24 protein-coding genes and 2 pseudogenes are annotated in these 26,630 nt (G+C 71.5%); 21 read left to right on the top strand and 5 right to left on the bottom strand.

The annotated features are described in order from the left end of the window. Positions 1 to 230 precede the first annotated feature (230 nt). From QUE44_RS09465 to QUE44_RS09495, 7 genes are all read left to right on the top strand, one after another. Complete coding sequence (locus tag QUE44_RS09465; RefSeq protein WP_286214271.1) at positions 231 to 782, top strand: sensor histidine kinase; 552 nt, start codon at positions 231 to 233, stop codon at positions 780 to 782. Further along, a complete protein-coding gene (locus QUE44_RS09470) occupies positions 755 to 1,039 on the top strand; it encodes an ATP-binding protein (protein WP_286214272.1) in 285 nt (94 codons plus the stop codon). The genes QUE44_RS09465 and QUE44_RS09470 overlap by 28 nt, the downstream gene beginning before the upstream one ends. Continuing rightward, entirely contained in the window at positions 1,036 to 1,701 is a 666-nt protein-coding gene (locus QUE44_RS09475; RefSeq protein ID WP_286214273.1) for a response regulator, read from the top strand. Before QUE44_RS09470 ends, QUE44_RS09475 begins: the two co-directional genes overlap by 4 nt. A gap of 80 nt (positions 1,702 to 1,781) precedes the next feature. Continuing rightward, positions 1,782 to 2,534: an ABC transporter ATP-binding protein gene (locus tag QUE44_RS09480; RefSeq protein WP_286214274.1), complete on the top strand. Its 753-nt coding sequence runs from the start codon at positions 1,782 to 1,784 to the stop codon at positions 2,532 to 2,534. Next, on the top strand, positions 2,531 to 4,384 hold the full coding sequence (locus QUE44_RS09485; RefSeq protein WP_286214275.1) for a hypothetical protein: 1,854 nt from the start codon (positions 2,531 to 2,533) through the stop codon (positions 4,382 to 4,384). The genes QUE44_RS09480 and QUE44_RS09485 overlap by 4 nt, the downstream gene beginning before the upstream one ends. Further along, on the top strand, positions 4,381 to 5,571 hold the full coding sequence (locus QUE44_RS09490) for an FtsX-like permease family protein (protein WP_286214276.1): 1,191 nt from the start codon (positions 4,381 to 4,383) through the stop codon (positions 5,569 to 5,571). The genes QUE44_RS09485 and QUE44_RS09490 overlap by 4 nt, the downstream gene beginning before the upstream one ends. Next, entirely contained in the window at positions 5,484 to 6,482 is a 999-nt protein-coding gene (locus QUE44_RS09495; protein WP_286214278.1) for a hypothetical protein, read from the top strand. The genes QUE44_RS09490 and QUE44_RS09495 overlap by 88 nt, the downstream gene beginning before the upstream one ends. On the opposite strand, the gene QUE44_RS09500 is transcribed toward QUE44_RS09495, so the two are convergent. From QUE44_RS09500 to QUE44_RS09520, 5 genes and pseudogenes are all read right to left on the bottom strand, one after another. Further along, positions 6,456 to 6,827, bottom strand: coding sequence for a sterol carrier family protein (locus QUE44_RS09500; RefSeq protein WP_286214279.1), 372 nt, complete (start codon positions 6,825 to 6,827; stop codon positions 6,456 to 6,458). The two genes, QUE44_RS09495 and QUE44_RS09500, sit on opposite strands and share 27 nt — an antisense overlap. 5 nt (positions 6,828 to 6,832) lie before the next feature. Then, a pseudogene (gene purL, locus QUE44_RS09505) lies at positions 6,833 to 9,156 on the bottom strand (phosphoribosylformylglycinamidine synthase subunit PurL). A 230-nt stretch (positions 9,157 to 9,386) separates the two neighbouring features. Further along, positions 9,387 to 9,956, bottom strand: a complete 570-nt coding sequence (locus QUE44_RS09510; protein ID WP_286214280.1) for a hypothetical protein — start codon at positions 9,954 to 9,956, stop codon at positions 9,387 to 9,389. A 4-nt stretch (positions 9,957 to 9,960) separates the two neighbouring features. Next, on the bottom strand, positions 9,961 to 10,512 hold the full coding sequence (locus tag QUE44_RS09515) for a hypothetical protein (RefSeq protein WP_286214281.1): 552 nt from the start codon (positions 10,510 to 10,512) through the stop codon (positions 9,961 to 9,963). A gap of 73 nt (positions 10,513 to 10,585) precedes the next feature. Continuing rightward, entirely contained in the window at positions 10,586 to 11,854 is a 1,269-nt protein-coding gene (locus QUE44_RS09520; protein ID WP_286214282.1) for a hypothetical protein, read from the bottom strand. 85 nt (positions 11,855 to 11,939) lie between these two features. On the opposite strand from QUE44_RS09520, the gene QUE44_RS09525 reads away from it, so the two are divergent. The 14 genes and pseudogenes from QUE44_RS09525 to QUE44_RS09590 all read left to right on the top strand — a co-directional run bounded on the left by QUE44_RS09525 (position 11,940) and on the right by QUE44_RS09590 (position 26,616). Beyond that, positions 11,940 to 12,443 carry a phosphoribosyltransferase gene (locus tag QUE44_RS09525; RefSeq protein WP_286214283.1) on the top strand — a complete coding sequence of 168 codons (504 nt, stop codon included), beginning with the start codon at positions 11,940 to 11,942 and terminating at the stop codon, positions 12,441 to 12,443. 16 nt (positions 12,444 to 12,459) lie between these two features. Further along, positions 12,460 to 13,176, top strand: a complete 717-nt coding sequence (locus QUE44_RS09530) for a hypothetical protein (RefSeq protein WP_286214284.1) — start codon at positions 12,460 to 12,462, stop codon at positions 13,174 to 13,176. A gap of 76 nt (positions 13,177 to 13,252) precedes the next feature. Then, the gene (locus QUE44_RS09535; RefSeq protein ID WP_286214285.1) at positions 13,253 to 13,666 is read left to right on the top strand and encodes a rhodanese-like domain-containing protein; all 414 of its coding nucleotides are present in this window, start codon (positions 13,253 to 13,255) and stop codon (positions 13,664 to 13,666) included. Positions 13,667 to 13,801: 135 nt separating this feature from the next. Continuing rightward, a complete protein-coding gene (locus QUE44_RS09540; RefSeq protein ID WP_286214286.1) occupies positions 13,802 to 16,534 on the top strand; it encodes a lamin tail domain-containing protein in 2,733 nt (910 codons plus the stop codon). Positions 16,535 to 16,755: 221 nt separating this feature from the next. Next, positions 16,756 to 16,884, top strand: a pseudogene (locus tag QUE44_RS09545) (LacI family DNA-binding transcriptional regulator); the annotation flags it as partial. A gap of 284 nt (positions 16,885 to 17,168) precedes the next feature. Beyond that, positions 17,169 to 17,729 carry a substrate-binding domain-containing protein gene (locus QUE44_RS09550; protein ID WP_286216746.1) on the top strand — a complete coding sequence of 187 codons (561 nt, stop codon included), beginning with the start codon at positions 17,169 to 17,171 and terminating at the stop codon, positions 17,727 to 17,729. A gap of 167 nt (positions 17,730 to 17,896) precedes the next feature. Beyond that, positions 17,897 to 18,049, top strand: a complete 153-nt coding sequence (locus tag QUE44_RS09555; protein WP_286214287.1) for a hypothetical protein — start codon at positions 17,897 to 17,899, stop codon at positions 18,047 to 18,049. Between the two features lie 18 nt (positions 18,050 to 18,067). Then, positions 18,068 to 19,219 carry an ABC transporter substrate-binding protein gene (locus tag QUE44_RS09560; protein WP_286214288.1) on the top strand — a complete coding sequence of 384 codons (1,152 nt, stop codon included), beginning with the start codon at positions 18,068 to 18,070 and terminating at the stop codon, positions 19,217 to 19,219. Positions 19,220 to 19,288: 69 nt separating this feature from the next. After that, on the top strand, positions 19,289 to 20,269 hold the full coding sequence (locus QUE44_RS09565; protein WP_286214289.1) for a carbohydrate ABC transporter permease: 981 nt from the start codon (positions 19,289 to 19,291) through the stop codon (positions 20,267 to 20,269). Between the two features lie 120 nt (positions 20,270 to 20,389). Next, complete coding sequence (locus QUE44_RS09570) at positions 20,390 to 21,181, top strand: carbohydrate ABC transporter permease (RefSeq protein WP_286214290.1); 792 nt, start codon at positions 20,390 to 20,392, stop codon at positions 21,179 to 21,181. Further along, positions 21,178 to 23,448, top strand: coding sequence for an alpha-xylosidase (gene yicI, locus QUE44_RS09575; RefSeq protein ID WP_286214291.1), 2,271 nt, complete (start codon positions 21,178 to 21,180; stop codon positions 23,446 to 23,448). The genes QUE44_RS09570 and yicI overlap by 4 nt, the downstream gene beginning before the upstream one ends. Before the next feature lie 112 nt (positions 23,449 to 23,560). Beyond that, entirely contained in the window at positions 23,561 to 24,739 is a 1,179-nt protein-coding gene (gene metZ, locus QUE44_RS09580) for an O-succinylhomoserine sulfhydrylase (RefSeq protein WP_286216747.1), read from the top strand. 102 nt (positions 24,740 to 24,841) lie between these two features. Beyond that, positions 24,842 to 25,462 carry a hypothetical protein gene (locus tag QUE44_RS09585; protein ID WP_286214292.1) on the top strand — a complete coding sequence of 207 codons (621 nt, stop codon included), beginning with the start codon at positions 24,842 to 24,844 and terminating at the stop codon, positions 25,460 to 25,462. Then, entirely contained in the window at positions 25,459 to 26,616 is a 1,158-nt protein-coding gene (locus tag QUE44_RS09590; RefSeq protein WP_286214293.1) for a PrsW family intramembrane metalloprotease, read from the top strand. The genes QUE44_RS09585 and QUE44_RS09590 overlap by 4 nt, the downstream gene beginning before the upstream one ends. Positions 26,617 to 26,630: the final 14 nt, after the last annotated feature.

Genomic DNA, 26,630 nt, shown 5'->3' on the forward strand with positions numbered 1-26,630 from the left:
CTCCTCGTCGTTGAGAAACGCCCCCGGCACACCGCGGAATGCGATGACCGGGGAGCGGCGCCCGCACCGTGAGGAGTATGCGTCCTCATCGACGCAAGCGCTTGCAATCGAACGTAGCCCGGCACGCGCGCGACCCGCAACCGGTGCACCGACTCGCCGCCGAATCGTTACCCGCGTGTGACCTGGGGCGATGCGGTCGCACCCGCGCGTGCCGCGCTACGGTGAGCGCCATGGAGTGGCTCGCGTGGTCGGTGGCGGCGGTGAGCGCCGTCGCGGCCGCCATCCTCGCGGTGGCTCTGGGGCGCTCGCGCCGCCGTGCCGCCGCTGCTGAGCGTCGCCATCGGTCGGACGACTCCGCGGCCATCGCGCTCGCCGCTTCCAACGAGCGCGCCCGCATCGCGCGCGAGATGCACGACGTCGTCGCGCACACCCTCTCGGTGGTCGTGGCCCAGGCCGACGGCGGCCGCTTCGCCGGTCGCACGGATCCCGCGGCGGCACTCACGAGCCTCGACACCATCGCGGACGTCAGCCGTGCCGCTCTCACCGAGATGCGCGCGCTCCTGGGCGTGCTGCGTGAGGGAGACACCGAGGCCGCGCTGGGTCCGCAGCCCTCGCTCGCGGACATCCCCGCGCTCGTCGCGTCCATCCGCGAGGGCGGCCTCGAGGTCTCGTACATCACCACCGGAACCCCCGCCCGCTGCCGATCGGCGCGGGACTGGCGGCCTACCGCATCGTCCAGGAGGCCCTCACGAACGTGCTCAAGCACGCGGGCCCGCACGTGACGGCGTTCGTCCAGCTGCGCTGGGAGGACGATGCCCTGGTGGTCACGGTGTCCGACGACGGCAGGGGCGCGGCGTCGGTGGGCGACGGCGCCGGTCTGGGCATCGCGGGCATGGTCGAGCGCGCGACGGTCTTTGGCGGGGCGCTCACCGCGGGCCCGCGCGCCGGCGGCGGCTACCTGGTCCGCGCGCGCCTGCCTCTCACACCGCGCACGGCGACCACGACCGCACCCGCCACGACCCTCGAGGAGGACGCATGATCCGGGTCGCGCTGGTCGACGACCAACAGCTCATCCGCGCGGGCTTCCGCATGGTGATCGACTCCCAGCCGGACATGGAGGTGGTCGCGGAGGCCGGCGACGGGGCGGCCGCCATCGCGACGCTCGCGGCGCTCGACCCGCCGGCCGACGTCGCGCTCGTCGACGTCCGCATGCCCGGCGTGGACGGCATCGCGGCGTGCGAGGCCCTCACCGCCACGTCTCCCACGAGGGTGATCATCCTCACCACGTTCGACCTCGACGAGTACGTGGTCGCGGCGATCCGCGTGGGCGCCTCGGGCTTCCTGCTCAAGGACGCCCCTCCCGAGGACCTACTGGCCGCGGTGCGGACCGTGCACGCGGGCGACGCGGTGATCGCGCCCTCGTCGACCAAGCGGTTGCTCGCGCGGGTCGCCGCGCTTCCCGACCGGCGCGAGGCCGCAGAGGAGGATGAGCGACTGAGCGCCTTGACGGATCGCGAGCGCGAGGTGCTCACGCTGATGGCACGCGGGCTGTCGAACCAGGAGATCAGGGCGGAGCTGTTCCTGGCCGAGCCGACCGTCAAGACGCACGTGGGTCGCGTGCTCGCGAAGCTCGGGGCGCGCGACCGCGTGCAGGCCGTGGTGATCGCATACGAGGCCGGGCTGGTGCGCCCCCACCACTGACGCGTCATACCCGGGTATCACCCCAGGTCCATGCCGGGGGACGATGCCCTGCGCGCCCGGGTGCCGATAGTTTCGCTGGCATGGACATCCCGGAGGACCAGCCGCTCGCGCTGCGAGCGCGCGGGCTGACGAAGGCATACGGACGCGGCGCGGCGCGCGTGGTCGCGGTCGACCACGTGGACCTCGACGTCCCCTCGGGCGTGCTCACCGCCGTCATGGGGCCGTCGGGCTCGGGAAAGACCACGCTCGTGCACCTGCTCGCGGGGCTCGATCGTCCCGACGCCGGTGACGTGTGGGTGGGCGGCGAGCGCATCACGGCGATGCGCGACCGCGAGCTCGCGCGGGTGCGCGGGCGGATCGTCGGATTCGTGTTCCAGGGCTTCAACCTGTTGCAGACCATGACCGCGCGAGAGAACATCCTGCTCCCCCTGCGCCTCAACGCGCTGCCGCACGACGAGGACTGGCTCGACTCTCTCGTGACGATGCTCGGGATCGGGCGCGAGCTCGAGCGGCGCCCGTACGAGATGTCGGGCGGCCAGCAGCAGCGCGTCGCGATCGCCCGCGCGCTCATCACCCGCCCGCGCATCGTCCTCGCCGACGAACCCACGGGCAACCTCGACACCCATGCGAGCGCCGAGATCCTCGCTCACCTGCGTCAGTCCTGCCGCGAGCTCGGGCAGTCCGTGGTGATGGTCACGCACGACCCGACCGCGGCGTCCTACGCCGGCCGCGTGCTGCTCTTCGCGGACGGCAAGGTCGCCGGCCACGTCACCGATCCCACGCCCGATGCGGTGCTCGCGGGCCTCGACGCGCTCGCGGGGGTCGAGCGGTGAGGCGCACGGCGGCGATCATCGCGGGCGCCGCGGCGTTCGCATTCATGCTGCTCACCGTGCCGTGGAACCTCGAGGCATGCGTCGCCGGATGCGCGGGCGAGGAGACGTCGCTGTTTCCCGATGTCGCGCTCCTCCGCGTGTACCTGGTCGAGGCGCTGGTCCTCGCGACCATCCTCGCGCTCATCCTGGTGCCCGTGCTCGGCATCCGGAACGCCGCGGCCCCCGAGGAGTCCGCGGTGCGCGCGGCACTCGGCGAGACCACGCACGCGAGCCTGGGGCGCGCACTCGTGATCGGGCTGCGCGACGGCGCCACGGCGGTCGCCTTCGCGTACGTCATCGCGGGCACCCTGCACGTCGGCATCGAGGTGAGCCGCGGCTGGGAGCCGTTCTCAGCGTCGGCGGACGCATGGCAGATGCGCCTCGTCGAGGCGTTTGCGGCGGTCGTCGCGCTCACCGTCGCGCACGGCGTGGTCGCGCTGCGCCGCCGCGGCACCCCGGTCGACCGCCTCCACGCCGACTCACGCCGCCAGGCCACGGGCATGCCGCGCCGCGGCGCGCTCGCCGTCGCGGTCGTGGGCGCCCTCGCGGCCGGGGTGGTCGTGGGCCTCGCCGCCTCGCACGGGACGATGCCGGGGTACAGGGTCACCAACGCCGCCGGCATCGCGGTGGGCATCGCTTGGCTCGCGAGCGTGGCCCTCGCCTTCGGGGTCGCCCTGCCGTGGGCGCGCGTGCTCGCGGTGCGGACGCTGGCGGCCGCCTCGCGCACGGTCGCGGGCTTCGGCGCCACCCGCGTGGGCGCGGTGCTCGACGCCCGTTCGCGCACGGGCTCGCGCGCCATGGGACGCGCGGTGGTCGCGCTGGGCGGACTCGCGTTCATGTGGACGGCTTTCGTCACCAGCAACCCAGGGATCGAGCAGTCCGATCGCTACTTCGGCTCGTTCTTCGTCTGGGGTGACCACGACCGGCAGGAGACGGCCGCGCGGCTCGACCGGATCGAGGGCGTGGCCACCGTGATCGTCGCGCCGGCCGCACATGTCGCGTCGACGTGGAAGACCATCGTCGCGGTGGAGCCCGAGCGGCTGCGGGCGGTCGACCCCGAGCTCGCCGAGGCCCTCACGCGGCACCCGGGAGCGGCCGCCGCAGGGAGGATCACGAGTGTCACCGACCTCGGCGTGGGCACCGCCGTCCCCACGGGCATCGTCCCGTGCGCCACGTGCACCGATGCGTATGTGGACGCCACGCCCGCCTGGGAGCGCGCGGCCGACCGCACGGCCTACCTGATCTATGTGTCCGACACCGCGGATCTCACGGCCGTCGCCAGCGGCATGGACGGCGTCTCACGCACCGGCGGCGACGACGCGGGCTTCGGGATGAGCGTTCCCGCCTCGACCGACTCCGGCGGGTTCACCGACATGCTGCTGAGCCTTCTCGGAGGGGGAATCGTGCTCGCGATTCCCATGGCGGCGCTCGCGCTTGGCGTGATTCGTGCCGGCGCGCGTGAGGCGGCGACCATGGCCGCGCTGGGGGCGGATGCCCGCTCACAGCGCTGGGCCATCACGCTCGAGGTGTGGGCGGTGGGCGCGGTCGCGGTCGGCGTGGGCACGGTCGCGGGTGCGGCGGTGCGGATCGTGATGACCATGCTCGAGCGGGCGCGCGTATCCCTGACCGGGGTGATCACCGACACCTACATCGGGGCTGGCCTCGACTCCGTGAACGGGACCGCGGCACTCGCGGGTGCGGTCGGGTTCACCGCGGTGTTCGGCGCGGTGGCGACGCTGGGGGCATGGATGGTCCGCCTCGAGACACCCGCGCAGGCGATGCATGAGGGGCTCGTGGGGGTGGCGCGATGATCGGGCGCCTGATGAGGGAGCAGGCCCGCGCGCATCGGGCCTACCTCGCGTGGACGGGCGCCCTGCTCACGCTCACCGTCGCTCTCGCCGCCTTCGCGGCGCTCGACGTCGTTCAGCAGTCGGCGATTCACGCCTATGCGACCGACGCGCACGGTACCGAGGGCGCGACCACGGTCGGGTTCATGGTCGGGCGGGACGTCCCCGACGCGGTCGCGCCCGATCGCTTTGAGGGGGCCTTCGCGGCGGCCGAGCAGTCCGGCGCGCGCCCGACCGCCACTCTCGAGCTGTGGAACCTGTCGCTCACGAACGCCGACGGCGAGCAGTCGACGGCGTGGGAGGCACTCGCACCCGTGGTGGGGTCGCGCGGAGACCTTGACTGGGACCGCGTCCTGCTCGGGGGCACGCCTCCCGTTCCGGGAGAGATCGTCGTGGACGCGGCGTGGGCCGAGCGCGCCGGCGTGGTCATCGGGGACTCGGTGCCGCTCTCCACGGGAGAGTGGGAGGGGGCGCCGGAGGACCTGGGCGCGCGCACGGTGTCGGGACTGCTGCGGTCGGGACTTGAGGGGCGCTATGACCTGCGGGTGGCCGCGGGCGTGCTGGCGTGGGACGACGCGGTCGACCTCCATGGCCAGACGCCTCCTCAGTTCTCGGACGACGCGGGCGCGCCGCTCGACCTTGCCTATGTCCAGGTCGCGACCCGTCAGCCGAGCGCGGACATCGCGGCGCTGGGCCAGCGGAGCAGCCCCTGGGTGGGAGACCTGCAGGAGGCGACAGTCCAGGTCGCGGGACTCGCGGCGGGGGTCCTGGTGGTCGGGCTCATCGGGATCGCGATGACCGTCGGACGCGCGCGGGCGCAGTCACGCTCGCAGTGGATCGCGACCGCGCGCGTGTTGGGCGCCCGCGGCCACCACGTCGCGGCCGCAACGCTGGGTGAGGTCGCGCTCACAGGTTTGCTCGCGGGTCTCGCGGGCACGGCGATCGCCGCCGCCGCGCACGCCGTGGCGTGGTCTGCCTTTGCCTCGTCACATCCGCTGGCGCTGCTCCCCCGGGGCTCACGTGGCCGGGCTGGCTGCTCGCGGGCGCGGTGGGATTCGGCGTCGTGCTGGCCGCGGCGCTCGGTGCCCTGCCCGCCTTCTGGGCGTCGCGCGTCACCCCCGTCGCCGCCCTCAAGCCCGTCTCGCCCGTGACCGAGGCAGAGCTCTCGCGGCGCATCTCTCCCGCATGGATCTACGGGCTGTGGGGCGCGCTGGTGGCGGTGCTGATCGTCCTGAGCCAGACCGGTGAGGGGCCGGGCGGGGACGGGACGTCACCCTGGCTCGGTCTGGTGTGGATCACCGCGGGCGCCGCGACGATCGCCTCCGTCGCCATGCTCGCGGAACTCAACAGGGGAATCGTCAGGGGTCTCGGGAGCCGGCTGCGGCGCTCGAGGCGGCCGTGGGCGCTCGCCGCAGGCGACGCGCTGACGGGTCACCCACGCCAGGCGGCCGTGCCCGCGACGGTCATGTCGGTCGCGGGTCTGGCGTTCGGGGTCATCACCGTGTGGCTCTCGCTCGCGATGTGGGCGGACGCGCTCATGACGTTCGAGCCTGGAAGCTCTGCCTTCGACAGCCCCGTGGCGCTCCCGCCGCGCCTGGGTCCTGGAGGCGTGAACGCGACGCCGCTCCTCGTGGCCGCAACGTTGACGTTCACCATGCTCGCCCTCGCATCCTTCGCCGCCTTTGTCGCATCGCGTCAGGCGACGGCCCAGGACGACGATGCCCGGTCCGCGCTCGGACTGACCGCTCGGAACGCGCGCATCGCGGCGTCGGCGCACTTCGCGCTTCCCCTGCTCAACGGCCTCGCCGCCGGGCTCGCCCTGGGTGCGCTGCTCGCGGTGGGCACGTTCCGTGGATCCGTCGCTGTCGACGCCGAGGGCGGCTCCGTGGTGGCCGGATGGACGTGGGCCGCCCAGCATGCGGGCCACGCGGTCCTTCCGCTGCTCGCGGTCACGCTGGTTGGAACGGCCACCATCGCGATCGCCGCCGCGGTGGTGGCGGCCTTGCGCCCGGCGCGCTCCTCACGCGGCGGCACGCTACAGCGCGAGCGGCAACAGGTCTGACAGGTCCGACCTCTCCCCCGACGCGTCGACGCTGCCCGCGGCCACGGCATCGTCCCACCGCACCGCGCCCGTCACGAGGCCCAGCCACACGTCGGGCGCCATCTCGACCACGGCGGGAGGCGTGCCGCGACGATGGACCGAGCCCTCGATGCACTGCACCGCCCCGAAGGGCGGCACGCGCACCTCGAGCGAGCGCCCGGGCGCGATGGCGGCGAGCTCCTCGAGGCTGAAGCGCACGGCCGTCGCCGTCAGGCCGCGCTCGACATCGCCCGCGGCGGAGAGCGCCGACCACTGGGCGACGGCCTCGCGGCCGGCGGCAACGGGAATCCTGCGACGCGGAGGCATCGTCCTCAAGCGAAGCGCGCGGGAAGCGGCGCCTGCCAGGCCTCGGTGAGCTCCGCCAGCGAGACATCGAACTGACCCTGGACCTCGAGCACGTCTCCGCCGGTCACGCCGACTCGCGCGAACGGCACGCCGCGGGCCTCAAGCATCGCGGTGAAGCGCGGCTCCTCGGTGCGCGGCACCGTGAGCAGCGCGCGCCCCTGGGACTCCGAGAACAGCACCTGCGCTGGGGTGAGCCCGTCGCGCTCGCAGACCTCGTCGAGCACGATCCGCGCGCCCACGCCGTAGCGCAGCGCGCCGTATGCGGCCGCGGCGGCGAGTCCACCCTCGGACACGTCGCGCGCGGCATCGACCAGCCCGTCGCGCGAGCACGCGATGAGGATCTGGGCGAGCTCCCGCTCCCACGCGAGGTTCACGCGCGGGGGCAGTCCGCCCAGGTGGCCGTTGACGGCGGCGAGCTCGCTGCCGTCGAGCTCGCGGCGCGTCTCGCCCACGAGGAAGAGCAGCTGTCCCTCCTCGCGCCAGCCGCTGGGGACAGCGCGGGCGACGTCGTCGAGGATCCCCAAGATGCCGACGATTGCGGTGGGGTTGATCGAGCTGTCGATCCTGCCCGGCTCACCCGTGCCGTTGTAGAGGCTCACGTTGCCGCCGGTGACGGGCACGCCCAGCTCCTGGCAGGCATCGGCGAGGCCGCGGATCGCCTCCGCGAACTGCCACATCGAGTCCGGGTCCTCGGGCGAGCCGAAGTTGAGACCGTCGGTGACCGCGGTGGGCTCGGCGCCCGTGATCGCGACGCCACGGTAGGCGGCCGCGACGCTCTGACGCGCACCCTCGTAGGGGTCGAGCTTGGTGAAGCGGTCGTTGGAGCGGGTCGCGATCGCGACGCCGCGGCCGGTGGACTCGTCGATGCGGATCACGCCGGCGGCGTCGGGCCGCGAGGCCGCAGTGTTGCCCTGCACGTAGCGGTCGTACTGGCTGGTAATCCAGTCACGCGCGGCCATGTTGGGGCTGCTGAGGAGCGTCACGAAGGACTCGCGGAGCTCGGCGGCGGTGGCGGGAAGCGGGAACGATGCCCGATCCGCCTGGAGAGTGTCCATCCACGAGGGGCGGTGGTAGGGCCTGTCGTAGACGGGGCCGTCGTGCGCGACCGTGCGCGGGTCGACGTCGACGATTCGCTCGCCGTGGTGGTCGATCGTGAGGCGGCCCGAGTCGTTGACCTCGCCCACGACCGAGCTCTCGATGTCCCACTTCCCGGTGATCGCGAGGAACTCGTCGAGCTTCTCGGGCCGGACCACGGCCATCATGCGCTCCTGCGACTCCGACATCAGGATCTCGCCGGCATTGAGGCTCGGGTCGCGCAGCAGGACATCGTCGAGCCACACGTGCATGCCGCCCGAACCGTTGCTCGCGAGCTCGCTCGTCGCGCACGAAATGCCTGCGGCGCCCAGGTCCTGGATGCCCTGCACCACGTCCGCCGCGAAGAGCTCGAGGCAGCACTCGATGAGCACCTTTTCCATGAACGGGTCGCCCACCTGGACGCTGGGACGCTTTGCGGGAACGCCGTCCTCGAAGGTCTCCGACGCGAGGATGCTCGCCCCGCCGATTCCGTCGCCGCCGGTGCGGGCGCCGAAGAGCACGACCTTGTTTCCCACGCCCTCGGCGGACGCGAGGTGGATGTCCTCGTGCTTCATCGCGCCCACGCACAACGCGTTGACGAGGGGGTTGCCCTGGTAGCACGAGTCGAAGCGCGCGCCGCCGCCCACGTTGGGCAGACCGAGCGAGTTGCCGTAGCCCCCACGCCGGACACGACGCCGTGGACCACACGGCCCGTGTCGGGGTGGTCGATGTCGCCAAAGCGGAGCTCGTCCATCACCGCGACCGGACGTGCGCCCATCGCGAGGATGTCGCGGACGATTCCGCCGACTCCGGTCGCGGCGCCCTGGTAGGGCTCCACATAGGACGGGTGGTTGTGCGACTCGACCTTGAACGTCACGGCCCAGCCGTCGCCGATGTCGACCACGCCGGCGTTCTCGCCGATCCCGACCATGAGGCGTTCCTTCATCTCCGGCGTGGTCTTCTCGCCGAACTGACGCAGGTGCACCTTGGAGGACTTGTAGCTGCAGTGCTCCGACCACATCACGGAGTACATCGCGAGCTCCGCGTTGGTGGGACGGCGGCCCAGGATGTCGCGGATGCGCTGGTACTCACCGGCCTTGAGGCCGAGGTCGCCCCACGGCTGCTCCTGGTCGGGCGTGGCGGCCGCATGCTCAACGGTGTCGAGGTGGGCGGCGGACTGGGCGGGGGCGTCGAACGGGTCGGGCGCGTCGGTCATGAAGTCCTCGAAGGTGAGACGGAAGGAGCCGGCGGATATGGGGCAATCCTACCGGCGCAGGGGTGACCGGCTGGCCCCGCTCCCGCCCCCGCGGCTCCGCCACACGCGGTGAGCGCAATGGGACGCTGGTGGTCGCTTTCACGAGGTCGCGGCCTCCCATGGGACGCTCACCGTCGCCACAGTGGAGCGCCGTGTGGCGGAGCCGCGGGATGTGAGGGACGTCGCCGCCGCTACGGCACGACGATCGGCACCTCGACCACCGCGTCGGGCGCCACGAGCACCACGTCCTCGACCTCCCCACACATGCCGGTCCACGCGTCCGCGAGCGCGGCGTCGGACGCCACGGCGGTGTCGAGGACGCGGCCCATGACGGGCGGCTCACTCCTGTCGTCGTGATCGATCACGATGCCTGGGGCCGCACGCAGTTCGACCGGCACCCGCGACTCGCCGCCCATCGGCGCCGTGATAGTCGCGCCCCACCCCTCGACGAGCAGCAGGCCGGCGACGGCGCCGCCGTCCGACAGGGTCGCGGTCGGGCACGCCGTGAACATCCCGCGCGACGCCGCATCGGCTCCCGTCGCCACGGCCGCGGCCACGCCCGTCCATGCGTCCGCGGCGTAGGTGGGCACCTGCGCGGGCCGGTCCCATACGGTCGCGACCCCGACCACCGCGAGCGCGAGGCCCGCAAGCACGATCCCCGCGATCGCGGCGCGCTTGGTCGGAGAGTCGTGGCGCGGACCCGAGTCCCCCGTGAGCGACGTCCCCGCCGCACCGGCCGTCTCCTTCGCCGATCCGTTCATCCCTCTACCCCCACCTCTCCACCCGCGAGACCCCCGGTGCCGCGATCGCTATGGCCTCTACCTCGCCGCACGCGTCGGTCCACGACCGCGCGACCACGGCATCGGCCGGATCCTCGAGGTCGAGCATGCGGCCCTCAACCGTCACCTCACTCGCCTCAGGGTTCGCTTCGAGGATTGCACCCTCGGGCCCGCCGTAGAGGCGCGGGTAGTGGTCTCCAGAAACAAAGCCCGAGACGGACGGCCAGGAGCCGGTCCACGAGCTCGCGACCATCACCCCGATATGGCCGCCGTCGAGCGATCTCGCGCGCGGACACATGGTCTGAGGCACCACGAGCTCGAGCGTCAGGCCCTCGGCCACCGGCTCCGCCTCGCCCGACCATGCGGTCGCGGGATACGTCGGCAGCGCGGCATCGGACCATTCGACCGAGCCGAACACGCGCCCCGCGACGCCCGTGCTGAAGAGAATGAGCGCGACGCTCACACTCACGACGATGATGCCCGCGAGCGCGGCATGCCTCACCGGCGCGTCGGTGCGCCCCTGCGATGGTGCCCCCATGAACGCATTGTGCACCTTGGTGACCATATTCACCAGGGACTTTGGAGAGCGACCGGTGCGTCGCCGCTCCGCCTCACCTCAGCGCGTCGGCCACCGCATCCGCGAGAGAGTCGGCCGCGAGGCCCGGCGCGTGGACGTGAACGGCCTCGGCGTCCTCCCACAGCACGCGGTCCACGCCGGGCAGCTCGCCCGCGGCGTTCGCGACCGCCTCCATGCGGTCCTGCGTGAGGGTCTCGACCAGCCGCGGATGAAGCGCCACCGTGTACGTGTAGTCGTCGAGCCACGGCGTCTGGACCGTCACCGTCGCGTCGAAGCCGTCGACCTCGAGCACGCGCGTCGCGAGGTCCTCGGCCTTGCCCAGCCTCTCGAGGAACGGTGCGCGCAAGAGCAGTCCGCGCCGGTCGTCCTCGCTCAGCGGGGCATCGTCGGGCCGTGCGGGCAGCTCGCTGCGTGCGGCCCTGCGCAGCTCGGACAGCACCTCGACCGTCAGCATCCCCGGCGCCCATACCTCGAGCAGATGGTGGCTGCGGAACGCGACGCGGGTGATGCCGGGCGCGGCATCGGCCGCCCGCAGGAAACGCAAGAGCGCGGGCTCGTCGATCGCGCCCGCCGCGAGCATCACGATCGCGTGGTGCGTCGCGTCCGACGGCGTGCCGGGCGCATGGCCCGGCCCGGCATCGTGCACCACGAGGCCGGGGTCGCCCTCCTCCAGAGGACCGAGCGCCGCGGACGGCGGCACCTGCGGGATCTCGCTGGGACGCTCGACGCGCCTCAGCAGTCCGCCGCGAGGGATGAAGGACTCGCGCACGTCACGCGGGGTGTCGAATGCCTCGTAGGTCAGCGTGCCGGGCGAGCCGAACCATCGCAGCACGTCCTCGACCGTGTCCCACGCCGCGCGCCCCTCCCCCATGGCCGCGAGCGCGAACGGCAGTGCGGCGATGGGCGGCCCGTCGGGTCCCAGGATCGGGTCCAGGTAGGTCGGCGAGCCCTCCCTGCGGTCGAGCAACCACTCGAGCGGGCGGTGGTCGTCCGCGAGCCCACCCAGGTAGACGAGCAGTCCGTCGATGAGCGCGGCGCCGTGCATCGTGAGGGACTGGCCGAGCTCGCTGCGGTACGCCCAGTCGGGCCTGACCGCCGAGCGGTCGCGGCGCAGGTCGCGCACGGCCCAGTCGATCGTGGGCCGCAGCTCCGCCGGCGTGAATCGAAGGTCGTGGCCCGTCGCCTTGCGCACCTGCGTCGCGAGGTACGCGCTCGAGCGTGGGCTCGCGACCAGCCACTGCGTGAACCAGGCATCCGCCTCGTAGAAGCGCCGCGAGTCGCCGTCACCCGTGAAGAAGCCCATCGGACCAGGCTAGCCGGGCCCGAGCATCGTCCCCTCGCGGGCCGGTACCCTCGCCTCACGGCGGAACCCGCGACAAGGAGACACCATGACCGAGGCACCCGAGCGCGAGATCCTCACCTGGCAGGGATTCGGCGATGCGTCGCGCGAGCTCGCGCAGGCGGTCGCGGACTCCGGCTACGAGCCCGACGTCGTGGTGGCCGTCGCGCGCGGCGGGCTTCCCGTGGGCGGGGCGCTGTCCTACGCGCTGGGCACCAAGGGCGTGGGCACCCTCAACGTCGAGTTCTACACCGGGATCGACGAGCGCCTTCCCGCGCCGGTGGTCCTGCCGCCCCTGCTCGACACCGACGCCATGGCCGGGCTCAAGGTGCTGGTCGCCGACGACGTCGCCGACACGGGCGAGACTCTCGCGCTCGTGAAGCGCCTCATGGAGGAGCACGCGGCCGAGGTGCGGACCGTGGTGCTCTACGCGAAGCCGCGCTCGGTGATCGACCCCGACTACGTGTGGAAGCGCACGGACAGGTGGATCACGTTCCCGTGGTCCGCGCTGCCGCCGGTTACCCCGCACAAGCCGCATCCCGAGGAGGGGTAGCCGCTAGGGTGACCCCATGGGGGTTATCAGGGACGATGCGGGAGTTGCGGTCGCGCCGAAGGTGCGGCCGACGTGGGTTCGATGGGCGGTGGCCGCGGTCGCGGTGCTGGCCGCGGGGGCGGCGGTCACCCTCGCGATCACTCGGCCATGGGAGTCCGCACCGGGAGTGCCCGACACGGAACACTCAGCCTGGTTCGCCGTGTGGATCACGGACAGCCCTAGCCCGGAGCCGGTTATGGACGGCGTCACGTTCGTGACGATGACCGAGTGGGAGGACCACGTCGGGGCCGTCAGGGCGGTCGATCCCGACGCCTTCGTCTCGGTCACCGCACCGGTGCTCTTCGCCGACCGCGAGGCAAGCCGTACGCCGCTCTCCGCGTACGACGGCCCGCTGCCCGACGGCACGATCGTCGAGGGCCGCGCCCCCGCGAGCGGCGAGGTGGTCGTGTCGGTGCGCTATCGCGACGAGCACGGGTGGGAGCTGGGCGACCGCCTCGACCTCGCCGCGGGAGAGCAAGGCGAGGCGCCCTTCGCATCCCTCGAGGTGGTGGGCTTCTCGCCCGAAGAGAGCTTCGGCGTCGCCGCCTGGGAGGACGCGGTCACGCTCGCACGCGCCTACTCGGTGGTGAGGTACGACATCGGAGACGGTCGCGGGGACGCCGTGGTCGCCGACGGAAGTCTGTGGTGGAACGGCGCAGTTCCCGAGGGCCTCGAGGATTCCGTCGCCCCGTAGGACTCGCCCTCCGCCTACACTGACGCCAGCCGAGACTCGCCCGCAGGCGAACTCACCCGCACACGAAGGGACCGCGATGAGCTACGCCGGAGACCTCACCCCGCACGAGGCATGGAAGCTGCTCGAGGAGACGCCGGAGGCGCTGCTCGTGGACGTGCGGACCGAGGCGGAGTGGCGCTTCGTCGGCGTCCCCGACGCGTCCTCGCTCGGACGCCAGGCCGCCCTCATCGAGTGGGCGTCGTATCCGTCGATGACCCCCAACCCCGACTTCGTGGCCCAGCTCCAGGCCACGGGCGCCCGGCCGGGTCAGCCCATTGTCTTCCTGTGCCGCTCGGGTCAGCGCTCCATCGGCGCTGCCGTCGCTGCCACCGCCGCAGGACTGGGCCCCGCGTACAACGTCCTCGAGGGCTTCGAGGGCACGACGGATGAGCACGGCCACCGCGGCTGGCAGGGGTGGAAGGGCGCCGGCCTTCCCTGGCAGCAGGGCTAGGCACCGTCGCACACGGGCCCGTCACCGGCTCGACACCGCCGGGCCACCCACGCGCCACTCACTCGCCACCGGGAGTTCACGCCCGAGGACTAGCGTCGCCCCTGCTAGGTCCCTCGACGATGACAAGGTGGCATCATGCACGTGCGCTCTCGCGCGGCCGCAACGGCGGCACTCACACTGGCGATCGGGGGCCTCGCGGTTCCCGTCGCCGTAGCGGAGGAACTGCCCTCCGTCGTGATCAACGAGGTGGAGTCGAACGGCGACGCCACCGACTGGATCGAACTGATCAACATGGGCGACGCGCCCGTCGACGTGTCCGGCTGGGTCGTCAAGGACGACAACGACTCGCGCACCCTCGCGATCCCCGCGGACACCACGATCGCCCCCGGCGCCTTCCTCGCGATCGACGTCGACGCGGACGCGACGCACGGCTTCGGTCTCGGTGGCGCGGACACCGCGCGCGTGTTCCTCGCGGACGGCACCACCCTGGTCGACGCTCACGCATGGACCTCACACGCGACCACCTCGTATGGACGATGCCCCGACGGGCTGGGCGAGATCGTCACGACCGCGCAGACCACCAAGGGCGCGGCGAACGACTGCGGCACCATCGAGCCACCCATCGACGAGCCGGCCGAGCTGTCCACGAGCCTCGCGATCAACGAGGTCGAGTCCAACGGCGATGACACCGACTGGGTCGAGGTCGCGAACCTCACGGATGCGCCGATCGACATCTCCGGCTGGGCGATCAAGGACAACGACGACACCCGCACGGACGTGGTGCCCGCCGGCTCCGTGGTCCCCGCGGGCGGGCTGTTGGTGATCGACCAGCAGAGCGCGACCTACCCCGAGGGCTTCACGTTCGGGCTGGGCAACGGCGACGAGTTCCGCCTCTACGACCTGACCGGCGAGTTGGCCGCCAAGACCACCTGGCCCGCGCACGCGCTCGTGTCGTGGTCGCGCTGCGCCGACGGCGTGGGCGAGTGGATCGACGCGCCGTTCTCCACCAAGGGAGAGCCGAACTCGTGCGCGATCCCCGTGCGCATCAACGAGGTCGAGTCCAACGGCGACACCACCGACTGGGTCGAGCTCATCAACCTTGGCGCGGTCGAGGTCGACCTGGGCGGCCTGGTCATCAAGGACGCCGAGGACGACCACGCCTTCACCGTTCCTGCGGGGACGATGCTCGCGTCGGGGGCGTTCGTCGCCTTCGACGCGCTGGGGTACGGACTGGGCGGAGCCGACTCGGTGCGCCTCTTCGACGCCGACGGCGTCACCCTGCTCGACACGTACGAGTGGGCGAGCCACGCCGGCACCACCTATGGGCGCTGCCCCGACGGTGTGGGCGACTTCGAGACCACGCAGGCAACCACCAAGGGCGCGGCCAACGCGTGCGCGGGAATCGTCACGGCCCTGCCGTGGCCGGGCGGCGCGGACGTGAGCGTGCTCGACTCCGAGCCGACCTTCGGCGGTGACCTGTCCGGGGTCGACGTCGCGAACGGTGAGCTGTGGGCGGTGCAGAACGGCGACGGCCTGCTCTACCGCATGGCGATGTCCGGTGAGGTCACCGGCCAGTGGACGCTCACGTATCCGGGCGGCACCGGCACCGTCGACGCCGAGGGCGTCCACGTCGCCGCGGACGGCACCGTGTACGTGTCCTCGGAGCGCAACAACGACGCGAGCTCGGTGAGCCGCCCCGCGATGCTGCGCTACGAGGTCTCGGGCGACTCCGGCACCCTGGTCGCGACGGCCGAGTGGAACCTCGCGGCGGACTTCCCCGGCCTCGCCGCGAACGGCGGCCTCGAGGGCGTCACGTGGATCCCCGACGCCTGGCTGGTCGACGGCGGGCTGCTCGACGCCTCCACCGGCGCAGCCTACGACCCGGCCACGTACCCCGGCCACGGCGGCGGGCTCTTCGTGGTGGGCGTCGAGGGCACGGCGAGTGCCTACGCGTACGCACTCATGGCTGACGGTTCCTTCGTCCGCGTCGCGTCGATCCCCACGGACGGCGTCGCGTTCTCGCTCGTCGCGGACGTCCAGTTCGACGCCGAGCGCTCGCAGCTGTGGGTGGTCTGCGACGAGGCCTGCGAGGGCAGGATCGCCGCCTTCGCCCTGGTCGACGGCGCGTTCGAGGCCACCGCGGTCTACGAGCGTCCCGCGGGCATGGCGAACATCGCCAACGAGGGCTTCGCCGTGGGCGATGCCTCGATGTGCGTCGGTGGCGCCGTGCCCACGTTCTACGCCGACGATGCCGACACGGACGGCTTCTCGCTGCGCTCGGGATCGCTCCCGTGCGTGACGGAGACCGTCGAGTTCGGCGACCTCTCCGGCGACGAGGAGCACTACGAGGCGATCCTGTGGATGGCCGCACGAGGCATCTCGACGGGGTGGAGCACGCCCGCGGGACAGGAGTTCCGCCCGTACGCGCACGCCACGAGGGACGCGATCGCGGCCTTCCTCTACCGCGAGGCGGGATCGCCCGCGTTCGAGGCACCCGCGACGCCCACGTTCCCCGACGTCACGCCGGCAACCTCCGAGCACTACCTCGCGATCGAATGGGCCGCGGCTCAGGGGATCGTCGAGGGATGGTCGGACGGCACGTTCCGCCCCCGGGCGCTCGTGACGCGTGACGCGGTCGCGGCGTTCCTCTACCGCGCGGCGGGCTCGCCGTCCGGCGTGAACCTGGGTGCGCTCGACCGGTTCTCCGACGTCACGGCGTCGAGCTCCGAGCACGCGGAAGCGATCGCGTGGCTCGCGGAGCGAGGAATCACCGCGGGCTGGACCGACGGCACGTTCCGTCCGCGCGCGGCGATCACGCGCGACGCGGTGGCCGCGTTCCTCCAGCGGTGGGACGCTCTCGACCGCTGAACCGGCTCCGGCCGCACGACCCGCGTGCCCCGCCCCTCCCCGAGGGGCGGGGCACGTGGCGTCTGCGGGGGCGCGCGGCCGCAGGTCACGATTCCATAAAGCGGCTTGCTTTGTTGCGACGGGAAACATACTCTCGCTACATCGAGGCGCCGTCGAAGCGCTTCGACCCCGTCTTCCCGGCCTTGGGGAGGCGCAGACAGGACCGAGACGACGGAGTCGAGATGGCAACCATCGCTGACGTGGCGCAGGCCGCGGGCGTGTCCATCAGCACCGTCTCATACGCCCTCAGCGGCAAGCGCTCGATCACTCAGGCCACCCGCGAGCGCGTGCTCGCGGCGGCCCAGGAGCTCGGCTACCTCCCTCACGCCAGCGCGCGCATGCTCGCCGCCAATCGCTCCCACATCATCGCGGTGTCCGAGCCGGTCCACCCCGACACCGACGACGCGGCCCACATGTCCTTCGCGATGGAGACCACCAAGGTCGCGCGCAGCCACAACTACGACACGCTGCTGCTGGTGCACGACGACGCCCTCGCGGGCATGCGCCGCTCGGCGGCGACGCAGCTCGCCGACGGCATCGTGGTCCTCGACGTGGACGAGGACGATGCCAGGGTTCCGCTCGCGCGCACGCTCGCGTGCCCCACGGTGTTCGTCGGCCTTCCCGCCGACACCGAGGGCCTCCTCTGCGTCGACCTCGACTTCGAGGCCGCGGCGCGCACCGCGATCGACCGCCTGGTCGAGACCGGCCACCGCCAGATCGGCCTCATCTCTCACCGCCGCGAGACCCTCGACCGCGGCTCGAACTTCCCCGCCGCTTCCTGCGCGCGTTCGAGGACCACGCCGCCGTACTCGGCGTCGAGATCGCGGTCGCGCACCCGGGCGGCCACACGGCACAGGGAAGCGTGCGCCGCCTGCGCGAGCGGCTGCCCGAGCTCGACGCGATCGTGCTCAACACGACCGCCGACGTCGCCTCCTCCCTGACGTCGACCCTCGCGACGCTCGGCCTCGAGACCCCGCGCGACGTGTCGGTGGTCGCGGCCGGAGTCAGCTTCTCGACCGCACGCTTCGCCGTGCCGTTCGACACCATGCCGCTCGACGCGCGAGCGTCGTGCACCGTCGCCGTGGACCTGCTGGTCCAGGCCATCGATGGGGGGACCGCACCCCGCGCATCGTCCTCATCCCCCCGACCTACATAGACCAGGGCTCCGTCGCGACCCGCGCCGCGCAGCCCTCGTTCGTCGGATCACCGTGACGCACCCGCAGTGATTCGCACGCACGTGCATCGTCGAAGCGCTTCGAAGCGGCGCGACGGCGGCGCTCCCCACCCGGCCCCCGGGCCACGATCGGGAAGCAGGAACGGACAATGAAGTACCGCATCGGAGCTACCGCGGCAGTACTCGCGGTGGGCGCACTCACGCTCAGCGCGTGCTCGGACTCGGGCAGCGAGACGGACCCCACGACCGGCGCCGGAGGCAGCGGCGACTGGGCGGGCGAGACCCTCACCGTCATGCACTAGGAGGGCGAGGACTCGGCCATGGGCATCGCCTGGAACCGGGCCATCGAGATCTTCGAGGAGGAGACCGGCGCGACCGTCAACCTCGAGACCACCGCGTTCGAGGACCTCAACGCCTCCGCGCAGCAGCTGTTCGACTCGTCCGACGCGCCCGACGTGTCGGAATACAACAAGGGCAACGGCACCGCCGGCCAGCTCGCCGCGACCGGCGTGATCCTGCCGCTCGACGAGGCCTACGAGACCTACGGCTGGGCCGACAAGCTGGGCGCGGGAATCGACACCATCGCCAAGTACGACGAGAACGGCGTGATGGGTTCGGGCTCCTGGTACGGCGTCCCCAACTACGGCGAGTTCGTGTTCCTGTACTTCAACCAGGACATGTTCGCCGAGTACGGGATCGAGGTGCCCACCACCCCCGAGGAGCTCAAGGCCGCGATGCAGGCATTCACGGACGAGGGCATCACCCCGCTGACCACCTCGGCGCAGGAGTACCCCATGGGTCAGCTCTGGTACCAGCTGGTGCTGAGCCAGGCCGACCGTGACTTCGTCAACGCCTACCAGCTGTACACGGACGAGGTCGACTGGAACGGCGCCGAGATCAGCTATGCCACCGAGACGGTGTCGGACTGGGTGTCGAAGGGCTTCATCTCGGCCGACGTGTCCGGCATGACCGCCGAGGACGCCGGCCTGCAGTTCATCAACGGCGAGGTTCCGATGTTCTACTCGGGCTCGTGGTGGTACGGCCGCTTCCTCAACGAGATCGCGGACTTCGAGCTGGGCATCACCAACTGGCCCGGCGCGACCCTCACCCCCGGCTCCGGCGGCAACATCTGGGTGGTGCCGGTCGAGTCCAAGCAGCCCGAGCTGGCCGAGGTGTTCATCGACATCACGATGCGCCCCGAGATCCAGGCGCTGCTGGGCGACTCGGGCGGCCTGCCCGTCGCGGCCGACCCCGCGGACATCACGGACCCCGACGCGCAGGCGCTCATCGAGCTCTTCAACGAGGTCAACGACCGTGACGGCCTGTCCTTCTACCCCGACTGGCCGACCCCGACCTTCTACGGCGACCTCAACTCCGTAATGCAGAGCCTCGTCAACGGCACCGTTGACGCCGCCGGCGCTCAGGCGCAGCTCATGGAGTACTACGAGAGCTACGTGGCGGACCTCCGCTAGTCCACCACCCACCCTCACGAAGGTGGCGGCCCCGGCGCTCCCGGGGCCGCCACCGGAGACGGACCTCGCATGACCCCCACCCTTCAGCGCCCGGCCGGCAAGGCCGCGAAGCGGCCCGCGCAGGACGACCCGGCTCGCATTCCGCAGCGCGACGCGAGCAAGCGCGGGTACTGGCTCTACCTCATCCCCGGAGCCGTACTCGTCTCGATCGTGATCCTCTACCCGATCGTCCGCAACCTCCGGCTGAGCTTCTTCCACTGGCGCGGAGGACGCGCGGAGGAGCAGTTCGCCGGCCTCGAGAACTGGATCGCGCTCGCCTCCGACCAGGAGTTCCTGCAGTCCTTCCAGAACATCGTGCTCGTCATCATCGCCATGGTGATCGTGCCCACACTGCTGGGCCTCGTGATCGCCGCGCTGCTGTTCGACGTCGTCGGCCGCCGCTTTGGCGCCAAGCTGTCGAGCTTCCTGCGCGCCACGTACTACCTTCCGCAGATCCTCCCGATCGCGGTCGCCGGCGTGATGTTCAGCTGGATCCTCAAGCCCAATTCCGACGGCGTGCTCAACCAGTTCCTCACGACCGTCACGGGCTCCGACGTGCAGATCAACTGGCTGGGCGGCCAGTACAGCACCGCGATGGCCTCGGTCATGGTGCTGATGATCTGGATCCAGATCGGCTACCCCGTCGTGATCTTCATGGCCGCGCTCCAGCGCGTCGACCCGCAGCTGTACGAGGCGGCGGAGCTCGACGGCGCCAACTGGTTCCAGCGCTTCCGCGCGATCACGCCGCCGATGATCCAGCCCGAGGTCTTCGTCGTGGCGCTGACCACCACCATCGCGGCCCTCAAGGTGTTCGGCCCGGTCTTCATCCTCACCAACGGCGGACCCAGCAAGTCGACCTATGTGCCCTCGTTCTACGCCTACCAGGAGTTCATCCGCGGCACGGATAAGGGCTACGCCGCGACCATCGCCTCGGCCATCACGATCCTCGTCGTGATCGTCGCCATCATCTTCATCCGCGTGCAGAACCGCGCCGAGCGTAAGGAGGCGTGACATGACCGCCACCGTTCCGGCGGCCACCCCGGCCGCCCCCACCCCCACCGGTTCGTCCACCCCGGCCGCGCGGCGCGCAATAAGGCCCGCCCGCGTACCGCCGCCGAATGGATCCTGCTGGTGCTCGCCGCGGTCGGCGCGCTCATCATCGTCTTCCCGATCCTGCTGCTGCTGCTCAACGCGTTCAAGTCGCCCGTCGACTACGCCAATTCGAGCCCACTCGACTTCCCCGCTGCGCTCGACTTCACCGGCATCCAGACCTTCTGGGAGACGCAGAACTTCCCGCGCGCGCTGTGGAACTCGATCTTCATCTCGACCATGGTCGCGGTGATCGCGGTCGTGGTCTCCGTGCTCAACTCGTTCGCGATCGGGATCGGCCGTGTCCGCGGTCGCACGTGGATCGTGCTCGCGTTCCTCATGGCCAACCTGGTGCCGCAGGAGATGCTGTTCGACCCGCTGTTCCAGCTCTACGACGACCTCGGCCTGCTGTCGAACCCGTGGTCGGTGATCCTCACGTTCGTCGTCATCCAGTCGGCCTTCGGCACGTACCTGCTGTCGAGCCTGCTGGGCACGTTCCCCAAGGAAATCCTCGAGGCGGCGGCCGTCGACGGCGCGACCCGCTGGCGCACGCTGCGCTCGGCGATCGTGCCGATCCTGCGGCCCACGCTGTCCGTCCTCATGGTGTTCTTCTTCATTTGGACGTGGAACGAGTTCCTGCTGCCGCTGGCCTTCCTCAACACCTCCGACTCGCTCACCGTGCCGCTGCTGCTCGAGCAGCTCAACGGAGAGCGCCAGACGGACACCACGACCCTCATCGCGGGAACGCTCATCAGCGTCATCCCCACGATCATCTTCTTCCTCCTCTTCCAGCGCACGCTGACGAGGGGCATCACGGCAGGAGCAGTGAAGTGAAGTTCACCGACGGATTCTGGCATCGCCGTCCCGGCGTCGAGGCGCTGTACGCCGAGGAGGCGTACGACATCTGGGCCGACGGCGACACGCTCACCGTCCACGCCCCCACCAAGGTCATCGCGACCCGCGGCGACACGCTCAACCGCGCGGTGCTCACGGTCACGCTTAGCTCCCCTCTCGAGGGCGTGGTGCGCGTGCGCATCGACCACCATCAGGGCACACGCCGGTCGCCCGGCTTCGCGATGCCGGGAGCGGTCGAGGGCGCGGGAACCGCGCGGGTGGACGATGCAGGGGGCACCCTGACCTCCGGGCGCCTCACCGCACGGGTCGCGCCGGGCGCGCCCTGGCGCCTCGACTTCGAGGTCGACGGCGAGCGCATCACGGGCTCGGGCCACCATTCGGTCGCGTACGTGAAGCTCGCCAAGGACGCTCCCGTCGCCGCCGAGCCGGCGGGCATCGCCGGCTACTCGGAGTCGGGCCTCGCGCCGCACCGGACCTACGTGCACGAGCAGCTTGACCTGGGCGTGGGCGAGACCATCTACGGACTGGGCGAGAGGTTCGGCCCGTTCGTCAAGAACGGCCAGACCGTCGACATCTGGAACGCGGACGGCGGCACCTCCTCCGAGCTGTCGTACAAGAACGTCCCGTTCTACCTGTCCTCGAAGGGCTACGGCGTGCTGGTCAACCAGCCCGAGCACGTAAGCTTCGAGGTCGGCACCGAGGCCGTCGAGCGTGTCCAGTTCTCGACGGGCGGCGAGTCGCTCGAGTACCTGGTCTTCGCCGGACCCACTCCCGCCGATGCCGTCGAGCGCTACACGGCGCTGCTGGGCCGGCCCCCGCGCGTGCCCGCGTGGTCCTTCGGGCTGTGGCTGTCGACGTCGTTCACGACGCAGTACGACGAGGACACCGTGACGTCCTTCGTCGACGGCATGCGCGAGCGCGACATCCCGCTCTCCGTGTTCCACTACGACTGCTTCTGGATGCGCGAGTTCAACTGGACCGACGGCGTGTGGGACGAGCGCGTGTTCCCCGACCCCGACCTCATGCTCAAGCGCATGCACGAGGACAAGGACCTCCACGTCTCCGCGTGGATCAACCCGTACATCGCGCAGCGCGGCCGCATGTTCGCGGAGGGCGCGGAGCGCGGCTACCTGGTCAAGCGTCCCGACGGCTCGATCTGGCAGTGGGACATGTGGCAGGCCGGGATGGCGCTGGTCGACTTCACGAACCCCGAGGCCAAGGCCTGGTTCCAGGAGTTCGTGCGCACCCTGGTGCGCCAGGGCGTGGACGCGATCAAGACCGACTTCGGCGAGCGCATCCCCACCGACGTCGTGTGGCACGACGGCTCGAGCCCCGAGACCATGCACAACCTCTACACGCAGCTCTACAACGAGGCAGTGTGGGAGGTGCTGGTCGCGGAGAAGGGCGAGGGCAACGCCGTGCTCTTCGCACGCTCGGCGACCGCGGGCGGTCAGACGATGCCCGTGCACTGGGGCGGCGACAACTCGTCGTCCTACGTGTCGATGGCGGAGACCCTGCGTGGCGGGCTGTCGCTCATGAGCTCGGGCTTCGGGTACTGGAGCCATGACATCGGCGGCTTCGAGGGAACGCCCGACGCGGGCGTGTTCAAGCGCTGGCTCGCGTTCGGTCTCATGTCCTCGCACTCGCGCCTGCACGGCTCGAACTCGTACCGCGTGCCGTGGGCCTTCGACGAGGAGGCCGTGGACGTCGCCCGCACCTTCACCACCCTGAAGCTGTCGCTCATGCCGTACCTCTACGCGGCATCGGTCCAGACCACGCAGACCGGGGTGCCGCTCATGCGCCCGATGTTCATGGCCTTCCCCGGCGACCCGGCGACGCAGCACCTCGACCGGCAGTACTTGCTGGGCGAGGACCTGCTGGTCGCGCCGGTGTTTTCGGAGTCCGGAGAGGTCGACGTCTACCTGCCCGCCGGCACGTGGACGTCGCTGCTCACGGGAGAGCGCGTCGAGGGCGGGCGGTGGGTCCGCGAGACGCACGGCTTCGCGTCGATGCCCCTGTACGTCCGGCCGGGCGCGGTCATCGCGCGTGGCACCAGGAGCGATCGCCCCGACTACGACCTGCTGTCCGAGGTCGAGCTGGTGGCCTACCCCGGCGGTGCGCCCGAGCGCACCGTCACCCTGCACTCGCCGGACGGCACCAGCGAGTCCGTCACCGTCGTCTCCCGCGACGGTTCGCTGAGCGCGACCGCCGCATCCGGTCGCGTCTACGCCGTCCGCGAGGGCTGAACGGACGATGCGGCGGCGGGTGCCTCCTTTCCCGGCCGCCGCATCGTCCCTTCTCGCTTCGGTAGCCTGAGCGCATGACCTCGGACGCCGTCCCCCGTTCCGCCCCGACACGATCGCCGTCCACGCCGGCGTCACGCGCACCGCGTTCGATGAGATGTCGGAGCCGCTGTTCCTCACGCAGGGCTACGTGTACCCCACGGCAGCGGAGGCGGAGGCGGCCTTCGCCGGCGAGATCGAGCGCTACCAGTACTCGCGCTACGGCAATCCGACCGTGACGATGTTCCAGGACCGGCTCGCGGCGATCGAGGGCGCCGAGTCGTGCTTCGCGACCGCGACCGGCATGGCCGCGGTCTTCGTGTCGCTCGCCGCGATCCTCGAGCAGGGGTCGCGACTGGTGGCGGCGCGCGCGCTGTTCGGCTCGTCGATCACGGTCTTCAACGACTACTTCGCGAAGTGGGGCATCCGCGTCGACTACGTGGACGCGCACGACAATGCCGACTGGGATCGGGCGCTCGCCGAGCCGGCGGACGCGATCTACCTCGAGTCCCCCACCAACCCCATGCAGGACGTGGTCGACATCGCTCACGTCGCGACCCTCGCGCGCCGCGCCGGCGCGCTGCTGATCGTGGACAACGTGTTCGCGACCCCGCTGGGTCAGCGCCCCCTCGAGTTGGGCGCCGATGCCGTGGTCTACTCGGCCACCAAGCACATCGACGGCCAGGGCCGGGTGCTGGGAGGGGCCGTCCTGGGTGGCGCGGAGTACGTCGACAAGGTGAGGACGATGGTCCGCACCATGGGCGCGACGATGTCGCCGTTCACCGCGTGGGTGCTCGGCAAGTCCCTCGAGACGCTCCCGGTGCGCGTGCGCGCGCAGTCCGCCGCGGCGCTCGAGCTCGCGGCGTGGCTCGACGCCCACCCCAAGGTGGCCGTCGCTCGCTATCCGCTGCTCCCCTCGCACCCGCAGTACGAGCTCGCGGCACGCCAGATGACGATGGGCGGCACGCTCGTCACCATCGACATCGCCCTGCCCGAGGGCACCGATCCCCACGGGCCCGAGGCCAAGGCCGCGACCTTCCGCTTCCTCGACGCGCTGCGCGTCTTCGCGATCTCGAACAACCTGGGCGACGCGAAGTCGATCGCGACGCATCCCGCGACCACGACCCACCGCAAGCTGGGCGCCGAGGGGCGCGCCGCGGTCGGCATGTGCGACGCGACCGTGCGGCTGAGCGTGGGCCTCGAGGACGTCGAGGATCTGCGCGCCGACCTCGCACGCGCGCTCGACGCGGTCTGAACACGGGGGACGTCCCTCGCCCCCGCAACGCCCCCGGACTATCACGACGAAACGGTCGAAACCACCCAGGAACGAGGCCCGCCGCGTGCTAGCGTCGCAGCCATGAGCAGCGGCGCCTCTTCCGCCGCCGATGCGGCTACCTCGGGAGCCGGAGCGCCGGGCGCCCGGCCCGCCTCGCAGCCGCTGTCCGTGCGGCTGATCGGGCGCGGATCTCTCGCGGGAGCGCTCGTGATCTGCGTCGTGGTGGCCGCGTACGCCCTGCTTCTTCCCGGGTTGGCCGAGGCTGGGGCACCTCCACCGCCGGTGGCCGTCGGAATTGGCGGCGGGGCAACCGTGACGGTGCCCGACACGTGGACGCCCGCAGATTCCACCGCCGGGGCCACCACGTTCACTCAGGGTGGTGCGACGCTGGTGATCGGCGCACCCGAGGCCGCCGAGCGACATCCCGCGCAGTCGCTCGACGCCCTCATCGCCCAGTGGAGCGAGGAGGCGACCGAGGGCGCCGTGGCCACCGCCCCGCGCGCGTTCGACACCGAGGCAGGAGACTCCGCCGCGACGGTGATCCTCCAGGAGCCGCAGCAGACGGTGCAGGCCTGGGTGGTCTCAAACGGCGCCAGCGAGGTCACGGTGGTGCTCACCGCTCCGTTGACCGCATGGGAGGCAGCCTCGTCCTCGGCTCAGCTCCTGGTGCGCTCGCTGCGCTTCCCCGAGGAGACGGCGTGACCCGGGCCGCGGCGCGGCCGCCCGCGGTGCGGGGCGGGATTCCGCGTCCGCGCACCGCGACATTCATCGATCTGCGTTCGTGGGTGTTCTGGACCTTCCTAGCGATGGGTGCGGCCGCATTCACCGTGGTCGCTCCGCTCATTCTCGAGTCGCTGCTCGCCAACCCCGCGTCGGGTGCGCTCGCCGCCGGGCTGTGGCTGCTGTACGGCCTCGTGTTCGCGACGGTCGTGTATCAGCTCGAGCTCTATGAGCGACGGCCGGTCGTCAACGTGCTGGGCGCGCTCGCGTGGGGAGCGGTGGTCGCGGTCGGCGTCTCGCGCATCGGCGGTCCGGCGATGCACGAGATCGTGGGCGGCTGGCTGGGCGAGGACTCGCCCTGGCTGTCGGCGATCGCGGCACCCCTGGTCGAGGAGCCGCTCAAGGCGCTCGGCGTGGTCGCGCTCGCGCTCATCCCCGGCGCGCGCATCCGCACGGTCGCCGACGGCGCGTTCTACGGCGGAATGGTCGGGCTCGGTTTCCAGGTCGTGGAGGGCTTCCTCTACACGGCACGCACGGCCGCCCTCGCGGGCGACGCGATGGACACCGTGGTGCAGATGTTCGTGATGCGCGGCCTCGTCTCCGGCGTGTGGAGCCACGCGGCCTTCTCCGCGCTCGCCGGCGCGGGCGTGGGCTACTTCTTCGTGTCCGTCGCGCCCGCGTGGTGGCGCTGGGGCGTGATGCTCGCGACGCTTGGCGCGGCCATGGTGCTCCACTCTTTCCTCAACTCCCCGCTGATCTCGGGGCCGCCCGTGCTGTCCGCTCTGATCAAGGGCGTGCCGATCGTCGTGGTGCTCGCCACCACCCTCCACGTCAGCCATCAACGCGAGCGGGAGGTGTTCGCGCGCATGGCCCGCGACACCGTTCCCGATCACCTGGTCTCCCCCGTCGACTTCGAGGGGCTGTCGACCCGGCGCAGGCGGCGCAGGGCGCGGCTCGACATGCTCGATCGCCACGGCGTGCAGGCCGCTCGCGACCTGCTCGCGCTACAGCGTGCCCAGCTCGCGCTGCTGGTGGCCGCACACACGGACGGGATGGTGTCCGCGCGTGCGGCCGATGCCGCGGGTCGGGTGACGGCCGCACGCTCGCGTCTCGCGTGGTCCGTCGCGGGGCGCTGAACCGGGCCCTGGCG

Source organism: Demequina sediminis (assembly GCF_030296675.1).
Lineage (GTDB): Bacteria > Actinomycetota > Actinomycetes > Actinomycetales > Demequinaceae > Demequina > Demequina sediminis.

Bases quoted from the DNA above. Each gene is read 5' to 3' on its own strand.
- QUE44_RS09535 (WP_286214285.1), top strand. From the start codon at position 13,253: ATGAGCTACGCCGGAGACCTCACCCCGCACGAGGCATGGAAGCTGCTC.
- QUE44_RS09530 (WP_286214284.1), top strand. From the start codon at position 12,460: ATGGGGGTTATCAGGGACGATGCGGGAGTTGCGGTCGCGCCGAAGGTG.
- QUE44_RS09565 (WP_286214289.1), top strand. From the start codon at position 19,289: ATGACCCCCACCCTTCAGCGCCCGGCCGGCAAGGCCGCGAAGCGGCCC.
- QUE44_RS09490 (WP_286214276.1), top strand. From the start codon at position 4,381: ATGATCGGGCGCCTGATGAGGGAGCAGGCCCGCGCGCATCGGGCCTAC.
- QUE44_RS09515 (WP_286214281.1), bottom strand. From the start codon at position 10,512: ATGGGGGCACCATCGCAGGGGCGCACCGACGCGCCGGTGAGGCATGCC.
- QUE44_RS09540 (WP_286214286.1), top strand. From the start codon at position 13,802: ATGCACGTGCGCTCTCGCGCGGCCGCAACGGCGGCACTCACACTGGCG.
- QUE44_RS09480 (WP_286214274.1), top strand. From the start codon at position 1,782: ATGGACATCCCGGAGGACCAGCCGCTCGCGCTGCGAGCGCGCGGGCTG.
- QUE44_RS09510 (WP_286214280.1), bottom strand. From the start codon at position 9,956: ATGAACGGATCGGCGAAGGAGACGGCCGGTGCGGCGGGGACGTCGCTC.
- QUE44_RS09500 (WP_286214279.1), bottom strand. From the start codon at position 6,827: ATGCCTCCGCGTCGCAGGATTCCCGTTGCCGCCGGCCGCGAGGCCGTC.
- QUE44_RS09525 (WP_286214283.1), top strand. From the start codon at position 11,940: ATGACCGAGGCACCCGAGCGCGAGATCCTCACCTGGCAGGGATTCGGC.
- QUE44_RS09555 (WP_286214287.1), top strand. From the start codon at position 17,897: ATGAAGTACCGCATCGGAGCTACCGCGGCAGTACTCGCGGTGGGCGCA.
- QUE44_RS09475 (WP_286214273.1), top strand. From the start codon at position 1,036: ATGATCCGGGTCGCGCTGGTCGACGACCAACAGCTCATCCGCGCGGGC.
- QUE44_RS09560 (WP_286214288.1), top strand. From the start codon at position 18,068: ATGGGCATCGCCTGGAACCGGGCCATCGAGATCTTCGAGGAGGAGACC.
- QUE44_RS09520 (WP_286214282.1), bottom strand. From the start codon at position 11,854: ATGGGCTTCTTCACGGGTGACGGCGACTCGCGGCGCTTCTACGAGGCG.
- QUE44_RS09465 (WP_286214271.1), top strand. From the start codon at position 231: ATGGAGTGGCTCGCGTGGTCGGTGGCGGCGGTGAGCGCCGTCGCGGCC.
- QUE44_RS09585 (WP_286214292.1), top strand. From the start codon at position 24,842: ATGAGCAGCGGCGCCTCTTCCGCCGCCGATGCGGCTACCTCGGGAGCC.